The following is a 17,270-nucleotide window of genomic DNA, read 5'->3' as shown; positions in this document are numbered from 1 at the left end:
TCGTGCAGGGCAGCGCCGAACCGGCGGCCACGGTCACGCTGCGTGACGACACCGGCGCGACCATCGGCACGGCGACGGGCGACAACGCCGGGCGCTGGAGCATCCCGCTGCCGGACCTCGGCCGTGACGGCGCGACGCTCACCGCCGTGCAGCGCGACCCGGCGGGCAACGTGTCGGCACCCTCCGACGCCACCGCGCCGCTGTCGTTCCAGCGGCCGACGATCGACGCGCCGGCGGATGGCGCGGCCGTGCCCTCCGCGGGCGCCGAGACGGTCGTCACGCTGCAGGTCTCCGGCACCCCGGGTGAGCGGATCCAGATCCTCATCGACGGCGTATGGACGGGCAACGTCCACACCCTCGGTACCTCGCCCATCCAGCGCGTCACACCGGGGCTGCCGGACGGGCCGCACACGATCGGCGTGCGCTACTTCGATCCCGCCACCGGGCGCCTGGGGTCGGTGCGCACCGTGGCGTTCACGATCGGCTGAGATCGCGTCCGCGGCGTCGGTTCCGGTCGGAACGGATGAGGGCTAGGTTTCGGCCATGGATACGGATCCGAATCCCGTTCCCGCGGACGACATCGGGGCGGGGGCTCGACGAAGAGTTTCCGCGAAGAACTGGACGCCCGGCGATACACGGTCGTCGACGAGGACTGGGCCGGCGGCGTGCCCGCGCAGTACGGCGTCGCCCCGCGCGTGCGCATCGGGCAGGGCAAGTGGTTCAACCTGCTGTGGCTGCTCCCGATCGGCTTCGCGCTGGCGCTCATCGCGATCGCGGTCGCGAAGGGGCTGCGCGACCTGCCGGCGGTCGAGTCGTTCATCCGCACCTACCCCGGGATGTCGGAGCTGCCCGCCGGCGCGCCGGTCGGCTTCCCGGCCTGGCTGGCCTGGCAGCACGTGCTCAACGCCTTCCTCATGATCTTCCTCATCCGGGCCGGGGTGACGATCCTCGCCGACCATCCGCGGCTGTACTGGACCCGCCACTCGACGCCCGGTAGGGACTGGTTCCGCATTCAGAAGCCGGTGCCCACCGACCCGCTGTACACGGCGAAGCAGGACTCGATCACCCTCCCCGACGGCGTCGGCCTGCCGGGTCGCCGGCACTCGATCGGCCTCGCCCGCTGGTGGCACCTGGGGGTCGACACCCTGTGGCTCGTCAACGGGATCGTCTTCTACGTGCTGATCTTCTCGACGGGGCAGTGGATGCGGCTGGTCCCGATCCACTGGGACGTCATCCCGAACGCGATCTCGGTCGCGATCCAGTACGCGTCGCTCGACTGGCCGGCGGAGAGCGGCTGGACGAACTACAACAGCCTGCAGCTGATCGCGTACTTCATCACGGTGTTCATCGCCGCCCCGCTCGCGCTCATCACGGGGCTCGGCATGTCGCCCGCGCTCTCGACCCGGTTCCGGCGGATCAGCTCGATCTTCAGCATCCAGGTCGCCCGGTCGCTGCACTTCCTCGTGCTGTGCTGGTTCGTGGCGTTCATCGTCGTGCACGTGGCGCTCGTGGTCACCACCGGCGCGCTGCGCAACCTGAACCACATGTACGCCGCGCGCGACGACGAGTCGTGGGTCGGGTTCGGATTCTTCGCGATCTCGCTCGTGGTGATGATCGTCGGCTGGGTGGCGGCGACGCCGTTCACGTACCGGCATCCCCGCATCGTGCAGCGGGTCGGCTTCGCGCTGATCGGCCCGGCCCAGCGCCTGTTCGAGCACATCGACTCGAAGCCGGGGCAGTACACCGACAAGGACATCTCGCCGTACTTCTGGCACAACGGCAACTACCCCGACACGGAGGAGTTCCAGAGGCTGCAGGCCGATGACTTCGCCGCCTATCGGCTGACGATCGGCGGGCTGGTCGAGAATCCGGTCACCCTGAGCCTGGCCGAGGTGCGCGCGCTGCCGTATCACGAGCAGATCACCCAGCACTTCTGCATCCAGGGCTGGTCGGGCGTGGCCAAGTGGGGCGGGGTCTCGATGCGGACGATCCTCGACCTCGTGCAGCCCAAGCCCGAGGCGAAGTGGGTGGTCTTCTACTCCTACGCGGTCGGTCCGGAGGGCGGGCTCTACTACGACGCCCAGGCGATCGAGCAGATGAGCTACAAGCTGACGATGCTCGCCTACGACATGAACGGCGAGCCGGTCTCGTTCGGGCACGGGGCGCCGCTGCGGCTGCGCAACGAGACCCAGCTCGGTTTCAAGATGGTCAAGTGGATCAAGGGCATCGAGTTCGTCGAGCAGTTCGCCGACGTCGGCGGCGGTCTCGGTGGCTACAACAACGACCACGAGTTCTTCGGCTACCGGCAGTCCATCTGAGCCACGCCGTTCGCGCGTTACGCCTCGGGTGAGCCCGGCGGTGACGCCTGCGCAACGACGGTCGTCAGCAGGATGACCGAGTCCTCGGTCGCGTCGACGGTGTGCAGACCCGGAGGGACGGTCAGCAGATCACCCGGCGAACCGTTCCAGCTGGTGGTCCCGGATCGCAGGAGCACCCGGCCGGACAGCACCTGCACGGTCGCCTCGCCCGGGTTCTCGTGCTCGGACAGCGACTGGCCTGCCCGCAGGGCGATGAGGGTCTGGCGCAGGCGATGCTCGTGGCCGCCGAAGATCGTCTCTGCGCTGCGTCCGCTCGAGGCGCGCTGCGCATGCTCCAGGTGATGTCGGCCCGAGGCGATCAACGACACCTTCTGCATCTGGCCACCGTAGACCCCCGGATCGGCGGCGCGGCAGGGGTTCAGGCGGCGGCGAGGCGTCGGGCGTCCGCGAGGCGGGTGCTCGAGGAGAGCGTCGACGAATGCGCCGCGATCGGTAGTTCGTTCCGGTCGGCGGCGCCAGCTACCGATCGCGGCGAATTCCTCAACGCCCGCCGACCGCTCGACTCCCGCGACGCCCACCTCGGCGTCGACGCGCTGCCACCATTCGGCCGGATGGGCCCCGTGGTCCTCCGCGTCAGGCGGCGGCGAGGCGCATGATGCGCTCGTGCTCGCGGTGCGCGTGCGCGGGCGCGATCCGCGCGATCGCGCGCGCGAGATCCGGGGATCCGACCTTGCGCCGCGCGCGGTCGTCGGCCGCCAGCTCGACGAGTCGCGCCACCTGGTCGCTCGCGATGCGCGCGACCGGGAAGCCGGGGAGCGCCGCGCGCCAGGCCTCGAAGGCGAGCAGCAGCACGTCGTGCCGCTGCCGGGCGTGGGCTCGCTCGTGTGCGACGACGGCCGCGACCTCGCGTTCGTCGAGCCGTTCGAGCAGACCGGTGGAGATCACGATGACGGCGCCGCGGGGGCGGGGCACGCAGTAGGCGAGCGGCTCGTCCTGCTCGATGAGGCGGGCCTCGAGCGGCGCCGGCGCGGGTGTGCTCAGCAGGTCGAGCAGCGCGAGGTGCCGTCGCCGGCGTGCCTCGCGCCGCACGATCGTGCGGAGCAGGTGGATGCCCAGGTAGGCGGCGACCGCGACCGCGACCGGGATGCCGACGAGCAGCCCGACGCGACCGATCGCCTCGCCGAGCAGCAGCGGCACGCTCACGGTGGCGAGACCGCCGACGACGGCGATCAGCTGCCAGACCACGAGAGAGAGCACCGGGTGGCGCAGCGGCCAGCCCGCGCGCGAGAAGAGCAGCGGCGCCGGCACCGCCAGCACGACCGCGACCGCGGCCAGGACGATCGCGGCGATGAGGCTCATCGCGCCGCGCCGCCCTGGAGGATCCGGCGGAGCATCGCCGCGTCGTCGGCGCTGACGCTGCCGACGAAGCGCTCGAGCACGGCCTGCCGGTCGTCGGCCTCGCCGAGCGCGTCGTGCATGAGCTCCGCGACGTGCGCCGAGCGCTCCGCCGCCGCGGTGTAGCGGTGCGGCCGGGCGCTGCGGTCCGCGATCGCGAAGCCCTTCTTCTCGAGCCGGCTGAGCACGGTGAGGAGGGTCGTGGCGGCGAGCTGCCGGCCGCCCGCCGCGAGCTCGTCCTGCAGCTCGTACGCGGTCGCGCCGGCGCGCGAGCGCCACAGCAGGTCCATCACCCCGCGTTCGAGATCGCCCAGCGCCATGCCGTCATTCTACAGCGCGTCGAAATACTTCTACCTGTTGTCGAAATCAGTTCTACGATGTGTAGAAGACAGATCGGAAGGATCCCGATGGACGCGCTCGACATCGCCCGCTGGCAGTTCGGCATCACGACCGTGTACCACTTCCTGCTCGTGCCGCTCACCCTCGGGCTCGGTCCTGCCGTCGCCGTGTTCCACGGCCTCTGGGTGCGCACGGGCGACGAGCGGTGGCTTCGCATGACGAAGTTCTGGGGCAAGCTCTACCTCGTCAACTTCATCCTCGGTGTCGCGACCGGGCTCGTGCAGGAGTTCCAGTTCGGGATGGCGTGGAGCGAGTACTCGCGCTTCGTCGGCGACGTCTTCGGCGCCCCGCTCGCACTCGAGGGACTGCTCGCCTTCTTCGTCGAGTCGACGTTCCTCGGTCTCTGGATCTTCGGCTGGGGCCGCCTGCCCCAGCGCGTGCACCTCGTGACGCTGTGGCTGGCGATCCTCGGATCGTGGCTGTCAGCGTTCTTCATCATCGCTGCGAACTCGTGGATGCAGCATCCGGTCGGCATCACGCTCGTCGACGGGCGCCCGCGGCTGAACGACCTCGGCGCCGTGCTCACCAACAACACGGCCGTGGCCGCGTACATCCACACGCTGTTCGGTGCGATCTCGGTCGGCGGCGCCTTCCTGCTCGGCATCGCGTGGTACCACCTGTGGCGCCGGCGGCACGACGGGATCGACACAGTGGATGCGCGGGGCCGCGTCGTCGTGGGCGACGCCCCCGAGATCCCGGGTCGCGACCGCGCCGACCACGGCGTCTGGCTGCGCTCGCTGCGGATCGGCGCCCTCGTGGCGATCGTCGGCTTCGCCGGCGTCGCGATCAGCGGCGACCAGCAGGCGAAGCTCATGTTCCAGCAGCAGCCCATGAAGATGGCCTCGGCCGAGGCCGCGTGTCAGACCGGCTCGAGCTTCTCGGTGCTCTCGATCGGCGATCCCGGCGCGAAGGACTGCTCGAGCGTCGTCGGCCTGGTCGAGATCCCGGGGGTGCTGGGCTTCCTCGCCAACGGCGACGTCAACACGACCGTGAAGGGCGTCGACGACCTCATTCCGGAGTACCAGGCGAAGTACGGCGCGACGATCCCCGACAAGGCCGGGTACGGCGCGGCGGCGGGCACGACGATCCAGTACGCGCCGCTCATGGTGGTCACCTACTGGGGATTCCGGCTCATGATCCTGTTCGGGGCGCTCGCCGCCTTCGCCGCGGCCGTCGCGCTGTGGCTCACCCGCAAGGGCACGGTGCCGCGCTCGACCTGGCTGGCCCGGCTCGCGGTGCTCGGCATCCTTTCTCCTTTCGCCGCCAGCACCGCGGGCTGGGTCTTCACCGAGATGGGCCGCCAGCCCTTCGTGGTCGCGCCCAATCCGACGCCGGGCGGTGTCGACGGGGTCTGGATGTTCACGGCCGCCGCGGTGTCGCCGGGCGTCACCGCGGGCGAGCTGCTGTTCTCGCTCATCGCGCTCGGCAGCGTCTACGCCGTGCTGCTGGTCGTCGAGGTCGTGCTGCTGTTCCGCTACGTGCGGGGCGGGGTGGTCGCCGCGATGCCGGAGCTCGCGCACGGCCCGGACGACGAGGCCGGGTCCGGCGAGAACGGACCCGGCGACGGGGCCCGCGACGACGTGCTCGCGTTCGCGTACTGATCGGAATCGGAGAAGCCCATGGACGTCCTGCCCACCGTCTGGTTCGTCGCCATCGCGATCCTGTGGATCGGCTACCTGCTGCTGGAGGGATTCGACCTCGGCGTCGGGATGCATCTGCTGGTGCGCTCGCGGAGCGAGAACGACCGCCGCGTGATGCTCAACACGATCGGCCCGATCTGGGACGGCAACGAGGTCTGGCTCATCGTCGCCGGCGCCGCGACCTTCGCCGCGTTCCCGCTCTGGTACGCGGCCCTGTTCTCCACCCTCTACGTGCCGCTCGTGTTCCTGCTGCTGGGCCTGATCTTCCGGGCCGTCGCGATCGAGTACCGCGGCAAGATGCACAGCGCCCGGGCCACCCGCGCGTGGGACTGGGCGATCGGCCTCGGGTCGTTCGTCGCGGCCTTCGGCGTGGGCGCCGCCCTCGCGCTCACCACCACCGGCCTCCCGATCGACGCGAACGGCGACCGGGTCGGCGGGCCGCTGGCGTGGTTCAGCCCCGCGGCGGTGCTGGGCGGGCTCGCGGTCGTGGGATTCTGCCTCGTCCATGCCGCGAACTTCCTCGCGCTGAAGACCGACGGGCCGGTGCGCGAGCGGGCGGGGCGAGACGCCGCGCGGATGGCGCCGGTCGCGCTGCTGCCCCTGATCGGCTGGGTGCTGCTCGTGCAGGTGCAGCACGGCGGCCCCGCCTCCTGGACGCTCGTGGGCGTCGCGGTCCTCGCGGTCGTGCTCGGCTGGCTCGCCGCGCGGGCCCGGCGGGAGGGGTGGGCGTTCATCGGTCTCGCGATCTTCCTCGCCGCGGGGGCGGCATCCATCTTCACCGCCGTGTACCCGGTGGTGCTGCCCTCGACGATCGACCCCGCCTTCGATCTCACGATCTCCAACGCCGCGAGCGGCGACTACACGCTCGGGGTGATGAGCGTCATCACGGCGTGCGCGCTGCCGTTCGTGATCGCGTACCAGGCGTGGAGCGTGTGGGTGTTCCGGCGGCGGGTGCGGCCGGAGCACATCCCGGCGGCGCATCCGGTCGTGGCCGCGGTGCGGCGATGACAGGGGCGCGGGTGGGGCGCACGCGCATCACCGCCGACATCGGACCCGGCGCCCGCGCGGGCATCGCCGCGCTGACGGCGCTCGCCGGCCTGCGCGCGGTGGCGCTCGTGCTCATCGCGGGGTCGATCGCGGCCGCTGTGACGGGTATCGCCGCCGGCCACGCGCCGACGATCGCCGAGGTGCTGCCGGGCGTCGCCGGGGTGCTGCTGCGCGCCGTCGCGTCCTGGGCATCCGGGGCGCTCGCCGGCCGGATCGCCGCCGCGACCAAGCGCCGCTGGCGCGAGCGGCTCGTGCGGCACGTGGCCGCGGAGGGCGGGCGCGGTGCGGAGGAGGCGCTGCTCGCCGGGCACGGGCTCGACGACCTCGACGCCTACCTCGGAACGGTGCTGCCGGCCGCGGTGTCGGCGCTCGTGATCCCCGCGGCGCTCGGGCTGCGCATCCTGATCTCCGACCCGCTCAGCGCCCTCATCGTCGCCGTGACGCTGCCGCTCGTGCCGGTGTTCATGGTGCTCATCGGTCTGCACAGCCGCGAGCGGGCCGACGCGGCGGCCTCGGCCCTGACCCGGCTCGCCGAGCATCTGGTCGAGCTCGCGGAGGGGCTTCCGGTGCTGGTCGGGCTCGGCCGCGCCGCCGAGCAGACCGGGGCGCTCGCCGCGGTGCAGGACGGCTACCGCCGCCGGCTGCAGCGCACCCTGCGCAGCGCGCTGCTGTCGGCGCTCGCGCTCGAACTGGTCGGGATGCTGTCGGTCGCGGTCGTCGCGGTCACCCTGGGGCTTCGGCTGCTCTCCGGTTCGGTGGGGCTCGACGCGGCGCTCCTGGTGCTGCTGCTCGCCCCGGACTGCTTCTCGGCGCTGCGCGAGGTCGGCGCGGCGTACCACCAGGCGCAGGACGGCCTCGCGGCGCTGCGCCGGGTGCGGGCCGTGCTCGATCGGACGCGCGCCGTGGCCGAGCGCCGCCTCGGCCGGCCGGGACTCGTCGGGCTCACGGTGCGGCATCCGGGGCGCGCGACGGTCGGACCGGTGAACGCGCGACTGCCGCGCCGGGGCGTCGTCGCGGTGACCGGGCCGAGCGGCGCGGGCAAGTCGACGCTGCTCGACGCGATCGCGGGGATCGCCGGAGCGGGCGCCGAGGTCGACGGCGCCGTCGTCGGCATCCCGCGCGACGGGATCGCCATGGTGCGGCAGACGCCGCGGTTCGCGGCCGCGACCCCGCTCGCCGAACTCGCGCTCGTGGGCCCGGGGCACGGGCAGGTGCTCGCCGAGCTCGATCTCGCGGGGCTCGGCGACGCGCCCATCGGGCGGCTGAGCCCCGGCGAGCAGCGGCGGCTCGCCGTCGCGCGGGCGCTCGCCCGGGCCGACGCCGGCGCGCGCGTTCTGGTGCTGGACGAGCCGACGGCGCACCTCGACGCCGTCAACGCGGAGCGGGTGCTCGCGGCGGTCCGGCGGCGGGCGGCGCCGCTGCTCGTGCTGGTCTCCAGCCACGATCCCCGGATGCGCGCCGATGCGGGGCTCGTCATCGACCTCGGCGGTGCGGCGACGGCGGGCGAGGCCGCGTGGATGCCGCCCGCGATCAGCGCGGAGCCCGCGGGTGGCACCGTGGCGGCTCCGGCCGTCGCCCCGGTTGAGCCCTCGCCCGCCGCGCCTGCCGCGACCCGAACGCCTCGCGCGCCCCACGCGGTCGCGCGCTGGCTGCTCGCGATCCTCCTCGGAGCGATCGCAAGCGGAATGTCTCTCGCCCTCACGGCCGTTTCGGGATGGCTCATCGTGCGCGCGGCCGCCGAGCCCGCGATCATGTACCTCCTCGTCGCGATCGTCGGCGTGCGGTTCTTCGGACTCGGTCGCGCCGTCGCCCGGTACGCCGAGCGGCTCGTCGGTCACGCCGCCGCGCTCGCGCTCGTCGACCGGCTGCGGCTGCGGCTCTGGACCGGTCTCGCCGAGCGCGGCGCGGCCGCCCGGGGCGCGCGCGACGCGGGCCGCGCGCTCGACCTGCTCGTGAACCTGCCGGCGCAGCTTCGCGACCTGCTGCCGCGGGTGCTGACCCCGCTCGCGGGGGCGTGCTCGTGACGCTCGCGTCCGCGGCGGTCGTCACCGCGGTCGCGCCCACCGCCTGGCCGGTGGCCGTCGCGCTCGCGGTCACCGGCGTCGTCGCGCCGCTGCTGGCCTGGCTCGCCGGCCGCCGTGACCAGCGCGCGCTCGTCGCGGGCGCGACCGCGCTGACCACTCGCGTCGCCGCGCTCGCCGACGCGGCCGACGACCTGCGCGCCGTCGGAGCCGACGCCGCCGCGGTCGACGTCGTGGACCGCCTGGGCCGGATGCAGGAGCGCCGCGAACGCCGGCAGGCGTCGGTCGCCGCCGCGGCATCCCTCGTCGCCGGGATCGGCACCGGGACCGCCGCCGTGCTCGCCCCACTCCTCGCGCCGACCGCCGAGGCGGCCGCGGTCGCCGCGCTCCTCGTGCTCGCCTGCCTCGAGCCGGTCGCGTCCGCCGCGGTGGCGGCGCAGCGGATCCCGGCGCTGCGGGCGGTGCTGTCGCGGCTCGCCGCGGGAGGGGCATCCGGAACCGCCGGGGCTGCCGTCGCGGCAGCCGGTGCCGACCTGCCACCGGTGGTGCGCCGACTCGCCTTGCGCGACCTCGCCCTCGCCTGGGACGACGGTCGACCCGTCGTCACCGGTCTCGACGCCGAGGTCGTGGCCCCGGGCTGGCTCGTGGTGGACGGCGCGTCCGGCGCGGGCAAGACCACGCTCGTCACCGCGCTGCTGGGCGACCTCCGGCCCGCGCACGGCGCCGTGCTGGCCGGCGGCAGCGACCTGCGCGACGTCGACCGTGACGCCTGGCGCGCCCGGGTCGCGTGGTGCCCGCAGGAGGCGCACGTCTTCGACTCGACCGTGCGCGCCAACCTGCTCGTCGCGCGCCCGCGCACCGACCCAGTGACGGAGGACGAGATGCACGCGGTGCTCGCCTCGGTCGGCCTCGACCGTGTGGTCGCCGACGCCGCCGAGGGCCTGGACCTCCGCGTCGGCCGGCACGGATCGGCGCTCTCGGGCGGTGAACGCCAGCGTCTCGCGGTCGCCCGCGCGATCCTGCGCCGCTGCGACGTGCTCGTGCTCGACGAGCCGACCGCGCACCTCGACGACGCCACCGCGGATGCCGTCATGCGCGACGTGCGGCGCGCCGCCGGCGACCGCATCGTGGTGCTCGTCTCGCACCGCGCGGCAGACCGGCTGCCCGAGGATCGGGTGCTGACGCTGGGGCGCTCCCGCCTGCCGGTGGCCGAGTAGTCGGCGCCTACAGGCCGACCCACTCCGTCTCGCCGTCGGCGAGTTGCTGCTTCTTCCAGATCGGCACGCCGGCCTTGATCTCGTCGACGAGTCGGGAGCACGCGGCGAACGCTTCCGCGCGATGCGGCGCGGCGACGACCGCGACGAGGGCGACGTCGCCGATCGTGAGCCGCCCGATGCGGTGCGCCGCCGCGATGCGCAGACCGGTCGACTCCGCGACCTCGGTGCAGATCCGCTCGAGGAAGGCGGCGGCATCGGGATGCGCGCGGTAGTCGAGCGCCGACACCGCGTCGCCGTGGTCGTGATTCCGGATGACGCCCTCGAACGCGACCACCGCCCCGTCGCGATCGGTGCGGGCGAACGTCTCGAGCTCGGCGCGGTCGATCGGGCCGTCGACGATCCGGCTGAGCACGTCAGGCATGGTCGCCTCCGGCCAGCTGGTCGCGCAGGTGCGGCAGCAGCGCGTCGAGCACGCCGAGGCCGTCGCGCACGCCGCCCGTCGACCCGGGCAGGTTGACGACGATCGTGCCGCCCGCCAGTCCCGCCACGCCGCGGGACAGCGCGGCGGTCGGCACCTTCGCGAGGCCGGCCGCACGGATCGCCTCGGCGACCCCCGGCAGCTCGCGCTCGATCACGGCGAGGGTGGCCTCCGGCGTGCGATCGCTCGGGGACGCCCCGGTGCCGCCGGTCGTCACGACGAGGGCCGGACGTTCGGACACCGCCGCGCGCAGCGCCGACGCGATCTCCTTGTCGGCGACGACGCGCACCTCGGGAGCGAGTCCCTGGGCCGACGCCCATTCCGCGATCGCCGGGCCGGTCGCGTCCTCCCGCTCGCCCGCCGCGGCGCGCGTCGACGACACCAGCACGATCGCCGCGTCGCTCACATTCGCGACCCCGATGTCCGATTTGCCGCCCGTCTTCGAAACGAGCCGGATGTCGCCGAGCACGCACCCGGGATCGACCGCTTTGACCATGTCGTGCAGCGTGAGTCCCGCGACCGCGACCGCGGTCAGCGCCTCCATCTCGACCCCGGTGCGGCCGGTGACGACCGCGGTGGCCGAGATCGCCATCCACGTGTCGTGCAGCTCGACCTCGACCTCGACCGTGTCGAGCGGCAGCGGATGGGCGAGCGGGATCAGCTCGCTCGTGCGCTTGGCGCCCTGGATGCCGGCGAGCCGCGCCGTCGCGAGCACGTCGCGCTTGGGCATCCGCTCGTCGCGCACGAGGCCGATCACCTCCGCGGTCGTGTCGAGCCGGCCGCTCGCGACCGCGGTGCGCCGGGTCACCGGCTTGCCGCCGACATCGACCATGCGCGCCCGCCCCTCGTCGTCGACGTGACTCAATCCGCTCACAGCGCCCGCACCTCCACCATGTCGCCCGCCGCGAGGGCGGTCACTTCCTCGGGCACGACCAGCAGCAGCTCGGCGGCGGCGAGGCCCGCCACGAGATGCGAGCCCGGGCCCGACACCGTCTCGACCGCGCCGTCGTCTCGACGCCGCCCGCGCAGGTACTGCCGCTTGCCGGGCGGCGATGTGAGCGCCGCCGCCAGCGGCGCGTGTGAGGCCGCGGCCGCGGGCAGCCCCGCGACCTCGCGCAGCATCGGCGCCACGAACAGCTCGAAACTCACCTGGCTTGAGACCGGGTTGCCCGGGAAGCACACGACCGGCACGCCCCGCCAGGATGCCGTCGCCTGCGGACCACCCGGCTGCATCGCGAGCACGTCGACGTGCGCGCCGAGCGGCTCGAGCAGGTCGCGCACGACCTCGTGCGCCCCCATCGAGACGCCGCCGCTCGTCAGCACGAGTTCCGCGCCCGCGGCGAGGGCGGCGTCGAGCTCTGCCGCGAGCCGATCGGGGGCGTCGGCGACGCGACCGCGGTGCACGACCGTGGCCCCGGAGGCGCGGGACGCGGCGTCGAGCGCGACGCCGTTGGCATCCGGGATCTGCCCGAACGCGAGCGGCGCGCCCGGCTCGGCCAGCTCGCTGCCCGTGCTGATGATCGCGATGCGCGGCTGGGTCGTGACGTCAACGTCGGTCAGGCCGGCGGCGGCGAGCGCCGCGAGGTGCCGCGACGCGAGCCGAATGCCGCCCGGCACGACGACGTCGCCCGCGGCCAGGTCCGACCCGGCCTCGCGCACGTACGCGCCGGCCGCCGTCGCGGGAAGGCGCACCGCATCGCCCACCATCGCGGCGGCCTCGACCGGAACGATCGCATCCGCGCCCACCGGCACCGGGGCGCCGGTCATGATCCGCACGGTCGATCCGGGCGCGAGGGCGGCGGGCTCGCCCGGGGATGCCGCGACCTCCCCGCGGATCGGCAGCGTCGCCGGCAGGTCCGCGGCCCGCACGGCGAACCCGTCCATCTGCGAATTGCGGAACGGAGGCAGCGCGATCGGCGAGCGCGCCGCCTCGGCGAGCACCCGCCCCAGCGCATCGGGCAGCCCGACCGTCTCGGTGCCGCGCTCCCGCAACGGCGCGAGCAGCTCCCGCACGCGCGCGGCGTGGGTCTCGACGGGGGTGCGCGCCATGTCCGTGCCGCGCCCTCAGTACCGTGCGAGGGCGGGGTCGACCTGCGCGGCGTACGCGTCGATGCCGCCGGCGAGATGCCGCGCGCGGCGGAACCCGGCCGCGGCGAGCACGTCGAGCGCGTGGGCGGAGCGTACGCCGAGGTGGCAGTAGACGACGGTGGCGGCATCCGGGTCGAGCTCGCCGACCCGGCGCTCGAGGTCGCCGAGCGGGATGTGCCGGGCGCCCGGCAGCGTCACGCGCGCGACCTCCTCGTCTTCGCGAACGTCGAGTAGCACCGGGGCGCCGGCGGGCGTGCCGAGCAGCGCGGCGAGCTCGGCGGGGCTGACCGTCTCGTGCGGGACGGGCGCCGCCGGCATCCGGCGCACCGGCTCGCCCTCGCGACGGTAGGCGATCTCGCGCAGGTCGCCGCGGCGCGCGTCGTACACGATCGCGCGGCCGAGGAGCGGATCGCCGGAGCCGCTGAGCAGCTTGAGCGCCTCCGACGCCATGAGGCCCCCGATGACCGTGCACACCGACGGCAGCACGCCGACCGTCGAGCAGGTGTCGCCGGCGAGGTCGTCGGCGGGCTCCGGGTAGAGGTCGCGGTAGCCGACGCCGTACCGTTCCCAGGCGACCCCGACCTGGCCGGCCCAGCCGAGCGCCGACCCCCACACGAGCGGGATGTCGCGCTCGGCCGCCGCGTCGTCCGCGAGGTAGCGGGTGGCGAGGGCATCGCTCCCGTCGACGACGAGGTCGACGTCGTCGAGGAGCGAGGCCGTGTCGGGCGTGAACCGCACGGCGAGCGGAGTGATCTCGGCATCCGGGGCCATCCGGGCGAGAGCAACTGCCGCCGCCTCGGCCTTGCCGCGCCCCACGTCGGCCGCGGTGTACAGGGTCTGCCGGTGCAGGTTCGCGAGGTCGACGGTGTCGTCGTCGACGATGGCGATCGCGCCGACGCCGGCGCCCGCGAGCACCGGGAGCACGGCGCTGCCGAGTCCCCCGGCGCCGATCACCGCGATCCGGGCGGCGGCGAGGCGCTCCTGCGCCGGGCGGCCGAACCCGAGGAGGGCGCGCTGGCGCAGGAACCGGTCACCGCCCGCGTCCACCGCCATCCCCCGATTCTCGCAACTTCGGCCGGACACCGCTGACGCCCCCGTGCGCCGGATGCCGAGCGCCGGGTGCCAGATGCCGAGCGCCCATGTCTGCATCACCTGGGCACGGGTGTGCTGGCCAAAATGGTGCAAACGTGGGCGCTCCGCTGGCGCGGCTCCCGGGGTGCCGAGGCCGCTCGAGCGTCCTCCCGCAGGTGCGGCTAACGTGGGGTCATACACCCGCGGATGCGGAGGGACCATGACGCGATTCCGGATCGCCGAGGCAGCCGCGCTGCTCGGCGTCAGCGACGACACGGTGCGGCGCTGGGGCGAGTCGGGCCGGCTGCCGATCCGGCACGACGGCACACGGCAGACCGTCGAGGGCTCCGACCTCGTGCCGCTGCTCACCGAGCATCCCGCCCGCGCGGCGATGGCCGAGGCGTTCCCGGTCGCGGCGACATCGGCCCGCAACCGGTTCGTCGGCCTCGTGACGCACGTCGTCAAGGACGGCGTCATGGCGCAGGTCGACCTGCAGGCGGGCCCCTTCCGCGTGGTGTCGCTCATGACCCGGGAGGCGGCCGACGAGCTCGGCCTCGAGCCCGGGATGCTCGCCTCGGCGAGCGTGAAGGCCACCAACGTCGTCGTCGAGCTGCTCCCGGAGGGCTGAGTGCGCCATCCGCTCGCCGTCGCCGCGACCGCGACCGCGCTCGCCGTCGCCCTCGCCGGGTGCACCGGCGGCGCCTCGTCGAGCCCGGCGCCCCATCCCCCGACGCACACGCTCGCCGGCGGCGTCACGGTGCTCGCCGCGGCATCGCTCACCGAGTCGTTCGACGCGCTCGCGGCAGGCTTCGAGAAGCGGCACCCCGGTGTCACCGTGCAGACCGCCTACGGCGGCAGTGGCGCCCTCGCCCAGCAGATCGTGCAGGGGGCACCGGCCGACGTGTTCGCCTCGGCCGCGGACGAGCCCATGACGACGGTGACACGGGCCGGTCTCGCCAGCCACCCCACCGAGTTCGCGACGAACGTGCTCGAGCTGATCGTGCCGAAGGGCAACCCGGCGCACATCACGTCGCTCGCCGACCTCGCGAAGCCCGGGGTGACGACCATCCTGTGCGACGTCACCGTGCCGTGCGGCGCGGCCGCGAAGGCCCTGCTGCAGAAGACCGGCGTGCACGTCACACCGGTGAGCCTCGAGCAGGACGTCAAGCAGGTGCTCACCAAGGTCGAGCTCGATGAGGCCGATGCCGGGCTCGTCTACGTCACCGACGCCAAGGCGGCCGCGGGCGACGTGCAGACGGTCGCCGTGCCCGAGGCGGCGACGGTGATCAACCGCTACCCGATCGTCGTGCTGAGTCACGCACCGCATCCGGCGGCGGCGGCCGCGTTCGTGCGCTACGTGCTCGGCCCCGAGGGCAGGAAGGTGCTGCGGGATGCCGGCTTCGGTCCGCCGTCCGCGTAGGGACACGCCCCGCGCGGCGCGGCGGCGCGGACCCTCGGTCGTCGTCTGGATCGTGGCGGCGCTCGGTCTCGCGCTGCTCGTGCTGCCGCTCGTGGCCGTGCTCATCCGGACGCCCTGGGCCGCGCTCGGCGGTCTCGTCGCCCGCGGCGACGTGCTGCAGGCGCTCGGCCTGTCGCTGCTCACCGCCGCGATCTCGACGGCGCTGTGCCTCGTGCTCGGGGTGCCGCTGGCGATCGTGCTCGCGCGCGCCGAGTCGTGGCCGGCGGTGCCGCGGCGACTGCTGCGCGCGGCGGTGACGATCCCGATGGTGCTGCCGCCGGTCGTCGGCGGCATCGCCCTCCTCATGCTTCTGGGCCGCAGCGGCGTGCTCGGCGGCGCTCTCGCGGCTGTCGGCGTCACGATCCCGTTCACGACCGGCGCCGTCGTCATCGCGCAGACCTTCGTCGCGATGCCGTTCCTGGTCTTCGCGGTCGAGGGGCGCTGCGCGCGAGCGACCGGCGCGCGGAGGCCGCGGCCGCCACCCTCGGTGCCCGACCGTTGCAGGTCTTCCGCTTCGTCACGGTGCCGTCGGTCGCCCCCGGCATCGCGGCGGGTGCGGTGCTGTGCTTCGCCCGGGCACTCGGCGAGTTCGGCGCGACGATCACGTTCGCCGGCAGCTTCCCCGGCACGACACGCACCCTGCCGATCGCGAGCTACCTCGCGCTGGAGTCCGACCCCGACGAGGCCATCGCGATCGCGCTCGTGCTCATCGCGGTGTCGGTGGCGGTGCTGCTGACCCTGCGCGACCGCTGGCTGCCCGGGGTGCGCGGATGAGCGGGGGCGTGGGCGGCGCGCTCACAGCGGACCTCGTGGTGCACCGCGGTGACACCGTCATCCGCGCGGCCTTCGAGGCGGAGGCGGGCCGGCCGCTCGCGCTGGTGGGGCCGAACGGCGCGGGCAAGTCCAGCATCCTGAGCGCGATCGCGGGACTGCTGCCGGCGCACGGGACGATCGAGGTCGGGGGCACGACCTCGTACCGCTGCCGCCGGAGCGCCGGGGGTCGGGCTGCTGTTCCAGGACCTCGTGCTGTTCCGCCACCTGACCGTGCGCGACAACGTCGCCTTCGCGAGACGGCTCGAGCTCGGACGGCGCCGGGGCCGCGCGGCCGCCGAGGCCTGGCTCGACCGCTACGACCTCGCCGGCCTCGCCGACCGCTACCCGCGCGAGCTCTCGGGCGGTCAGGCGCAGCGCGTCGCGCTCGCCCGCGCGCTCGCCGCCGAACCGGCGGTCCTGCTGCTCGACGAGCCGATGGCCGCCCTCGACGTGGAGTTGCGGGCCGGGTTGCGCGCCGAGCTGGCCGGGCGGCTGCGGGGCTCGGCATCCCGGTCGTCGTCGTCACGCACAGCGTCGCCGACGTGGCGGCGCTCGCCGACGACGTCGTCGTGCTGGAGCGCGGCGCCGTCACCCAGCGCGGCGCGCTCGCCGAGCTGCGCGCCGCCCCCGCGACCCCGTACGTCGAGCGCCTCGTCGCCGAAGGCGGTCAGCGGCGATGAACGCATCCGATCGATGGTTCGCCATCCGATGCAGCCCGCGCGCACCCGGACGGATGGCGAAGTGCCGATCGGATCCGGAGGAGGGCGCGCCGGCGCCGGCGAGCGATCAGTCGTAGTGGCGGTGGATGAGGTGGGACAGCACGATCGCGCTGCGCGTGTGGTCGACGCTGGGCGCGATCCGCACCCGTTCGAGCGCGTCCTCCAGGCTCGGGATGTCGCGCGAGCGGATGTGCACGACCGCGTCGGCCGAACCGGTCACCGTGTACGCGTCGACGACCTCCGGCACGCCGGTCAGGATCCGCTTCAGCTCGTCGGGCGCGACGGTGCCGCGGCAGAACAGCTCGACATACGCCTCGGTGGTGTTGCCGTCGACGGCGGGGTCGACCTGCACCGTGAACGAGCGGATGACTCCTCCGCCACGAGCCGGTCCACCCGGCGTTTGACGGCGGACGCCGACAGCCCCACGCGATCGCCGATGTCGGCGTATCCGGCGCGGGAGTTCTGCCGAAGGAGGTCGATGATCCCGTAGTCGAGGCTGTCCACGACGTCGAGCGTACGCGGGTTCCTTGCGTCTGACCCCGGAACCACGCGCGAGCATTGCGCCGTCTGCCGGGAATCGCCGGATGGGTGCGTGCGAGCATCGA

The 17,270-nt window shown here is 74.0% G+C and carries 16 protein-coding genes and 4 pseudogenes; 11 read left to right on the top strand and 9 right to left on the bottom strand.

The genetic code is table 11. From position 1 onward, the window contains the following. Window positions 1-2 precede the first annotated feature (2 nt). Both QQK35_RS09180 and QQK35_RS09175 read left to right on the top strand, forming a co-directional pair. Complete coding sequence (locus tag QQK35_RS09180) at window positions 3-488, top strand: Ig-like domain-containing protein (protein WP_284253909.1); 486 nt, start codon at window positions 3-5, stop codon at window positions 486-488. Window positions 489-665: 177 nt separating this feature from the next. After that, entirely contained in the window at window positions 666-2,318 is a 1,653-nt protein-coding gene (locus tag QQK35_RS09175) for a molybdopterin-dependent oxidoreductase (RefSeq protein WP_284253908.1), read from the top strand. A 17-nt stretch (window positions 2,319-2,335) separates the two neighbouring features. Here QQK35_RS09175 and QQK35_RS09170 read toward each other — a convergent pair whose 3' ends face one another. The 3 genes from QQK35_RS09170 to QQK35_RS09160 all read right to left on the bottom strand — a co-directional run bounded on the left by QQK35_RS09170 (window position 2,336) and on the right by QQK35_RS09160 (window position 4,033). Beyond that, on the bottom strand, window positions 2,336-2,695 hold the full coding sequence (locus QQK35_RS09170; RefSeq protein ID WP_284253907.1) for a cupin domain-containing protein: 360 nt from the start codon (window positions 2,693-2,695) through the stop codon (window positions 2,336-2,338). A 256-nt stretch (window positions 2,696-2,951) separates the two neighbouring features. Beyond that, complete coding sequence (locus QQK35_RS09165; protein ID WP_284253906.1) at window positions 2,952-3,677, bottom strand: M56 family metallopeptidase; 726 nt, start codon at window positions 3,675-3,677, stop codon at window positions 2,952-2,954. Next, the gene (locus QQK35_RS09160; protein ID WP_284253904.1) at window positions 3,674-4,033 is read right to left on the bottom strand and encodes a BlaI/MecI/CopY family transcriptional regulator; all 360 of its coding nucleotides are present in this window, start codon (window positions 4,031-4,033) and stop codon (window positions 3,674-3,676) included. The genes QQK35_RS09165 and QQK35_RS09160 overlap by 4 nt, the downstream gene beginning before the upstream one ends. Window positions 4,034-4,120: 87 nt before the next feature. Between QQK35_RS09160 and QQK35_RS09155 the strand changes: the two genes are divergently transcribed. From QQK35_RS09155 to QQK35_RS09140, 4 genes are read left to right on the top strand one after another with little or no spacing between them, the layout of a single operon-like run. Next, the gene (locus tag QQK35_RS09155; RefSeq protein WP_284253903.1) at window positions 4,121-5,713 is read left to right on the top strand and encodes a cytochrome ubiquinol oxidase subunit I; all 1,593 of its coding nucleotides are present in this window, start codon (window positions 4,121-4,123) and stop codon (window positions 5,711-5,713) included. 18 nt (window positions 5,714-5,731) lie between these two features. Next, the gene (cydB, locus tag QQK35_RS09150) at window positions 5,732-6,760 is read left to right on the top strand and encodes a cytochrome d ubiquinol oxidase subunit II (RefSeq protein ID WP_284253902.1); all 1,029 of its coding nucleotides are present in this window, start codon (window positions 5,732-5,734) and stop codon (window positions 6,758-6,760) included. A gap of 11 nt (window positions 6,761-6,771) precedes the next feature. Further along, entirely contained in the window at window positions 6,772-8,823 is a 2,052-nt protein-coding gene (locus tag QQK35_RS09145) for an ATP-binding cassette domain-containing protein (RefSeq protein ID WP_284253900.1), read from the top strand. Then, window positions 8,820-10,037, top strand: a complete 1,218-nt coding sequence (locus QQK35_RS09140) for an ATP-binding cassette domain-containing protein (RefSeq protein WP_284253899.1) — start codon at window positions 8,820-8,822, stop codon at window positions 10,035-10,037. Before QQK35_RS09145 ends, QQK35_RS09140 begins: the two co-directional genes overlap by 4 nt. Window positions 10,038-10,044: 7 nt before the next feature. Here the strand turns inward: QQK35_RS09140 and QQK35_RS09135 are convergent, their stop codons facing one another. Genes QQK35_RS09135 through QQK35_RS09120 form a run of 4 tightly spaced genes read right to left on the bottom strand, consistent with a single transcriptional unit; the run spans window position 10,045 to window position 13,656 of the window. Further along, window positions 10,045-10,458 (bottom strand): molybdenum cofactor biosynthesis protein MoaE, encoded by a 414-nt coding sequence (locus QQK35_RS09135; RefSeq protein WP_284253898.1) that lies wholly within the window; start codon window positions 10,456-10,458, stop codon window positions 10,045-10,047. After that, entirely contained in the window at window positions 10,451-11,389 is a 939-nt protein-coding gene (gene moaCB / locus QQK35_RS09130) for a bifunctional molybdenum cofactor biosynthesis protein MoaC/MoaB (RefSeq protein ID WP_284253897.1), read from the bottom strand. The genes QQK35_RS09135 and moaCB overlap by 8 nt, the downstream gene beginning before the upstream one ends. After that, on the bottom strand, window positions 11,386-12,564 hold the full coding sequence (locus QQK35_RS09125; protein WP_284253896.1) for a molybdopterin molybdotransferase MoeA: 1,179 nt from the start codon (window positions 12,562-12,564) through the stop codon (window positions 11,386-11,388). Before QQK35_RS09125 ends, moaCB begins: the two co-directional genes overlap by 4 nt. 15 nt (window positions 12,565-12,579) lie before the next feature. After that, window positions 12,580-13,656 (bottom strand): ThiF family adenylyltransferase, encoded by a 1,077-nt coding sequence (locus QQK35_RS09120; RefSeq protein WP_284253895.1) that lies wholly within the window; start codon window positions 13,654-13,656, stop codon window positions 12,580-12,582. A gap of 238 nt (window positions 13,657-13,894) precedes the next feature. Between QQK35_RS09120 and QQK35_RS09115 the strand changes: the two genes are divergently transcribed. The 5 genes and pseudogenes from QQK35_RS09115 to QQK35_RS20410 all read left to right on the top strand — a co-directional run. After that, entirely contained in the window at window positions 13,895-14,302 is a 408-nt protein-coding gene (locus QQK35_RS09115; RefSeq protein ID WP_284253894.1) for a TOBE domain-containing protein, read from the top strand. Continuing rightward, a complete protein-coding gene (gene modA, locus QQK35_RS09110; protein ID WP_284253893.1) occupies window positions 14,303-15,094 on the top strand; it encodes a molybdate ABC transporter substrate-binding protein in 792 nt (263 codons plus the stop codon). Further along, window positions 15,066-15,907 (top strand): annotated as a pseudogene (locus tag QQK35_RS09105) (ABC transporter permease). Before modA ends, QQK35_RS09105 begins: the two are co-directional and overlap by 29 nt. Beyond that, window positions 15,904-16,101, top strand: a pseudogene (locus tag QQK35_RS20415) (ATP-binding cassette domain-containing protein); the annotation flags it as partial. The pseudogenes QQK35_RS09105 and QQK35_RS20415, both read left to right, overlap by 4 nt. Window positions 16,102-16,156: 55 nt before the next feature. Then, window positions 16,157-16,327, top strand: a pseudogene (locus QQK35_RS20410) (ABC transporter ATP-binding protein); the annotation flags it as partial. Here the strand turns inward: QQK35_RS20410 and QQK35_RS09100 are convergent. Further along, window positions 16,312-16,632, bottom strand: coding sequence for a hypothetical protein (locus QQK35_RS09100; RefSeq protein ID WP_284253892.1), 321 nt, complete (start codon window positions 16,630-16,632; stop codon window positions 16,312-16,314). The pseudogene QQK35_RS20410 and the gene QQK35_RS09100 sit on opposite strands and share 16 nt — an antisense overlap. 100 nt (window positions 16,633-16,732) lie before the next feature. Then, window positions 16,733-17,169 (bottom strand): annotated as a pseudogene (locus QQK35_RS09095) (Lrp/AsnC family transcriptional regulator). Between the last annotated feature and the right edge of the window lie 101 nt (window positions 17,170-17,270).

The sequence above is a fragment of the Pseudolysinimonas kribbensis genome (genome assembly GCF_030161895.1).
GTDB lineage: Bacteria > Actinomycetota > Actinomycetes > Actinomycetales > Microbacteriaceae > Pseudolysinimonas > Pseudolysinimonas kribbensis.
The sequence above is the reverse complement of the archived record's forward strand: the minus strand, read 5'-3'. Positions and strand labels throughout refer to the sequence as shown.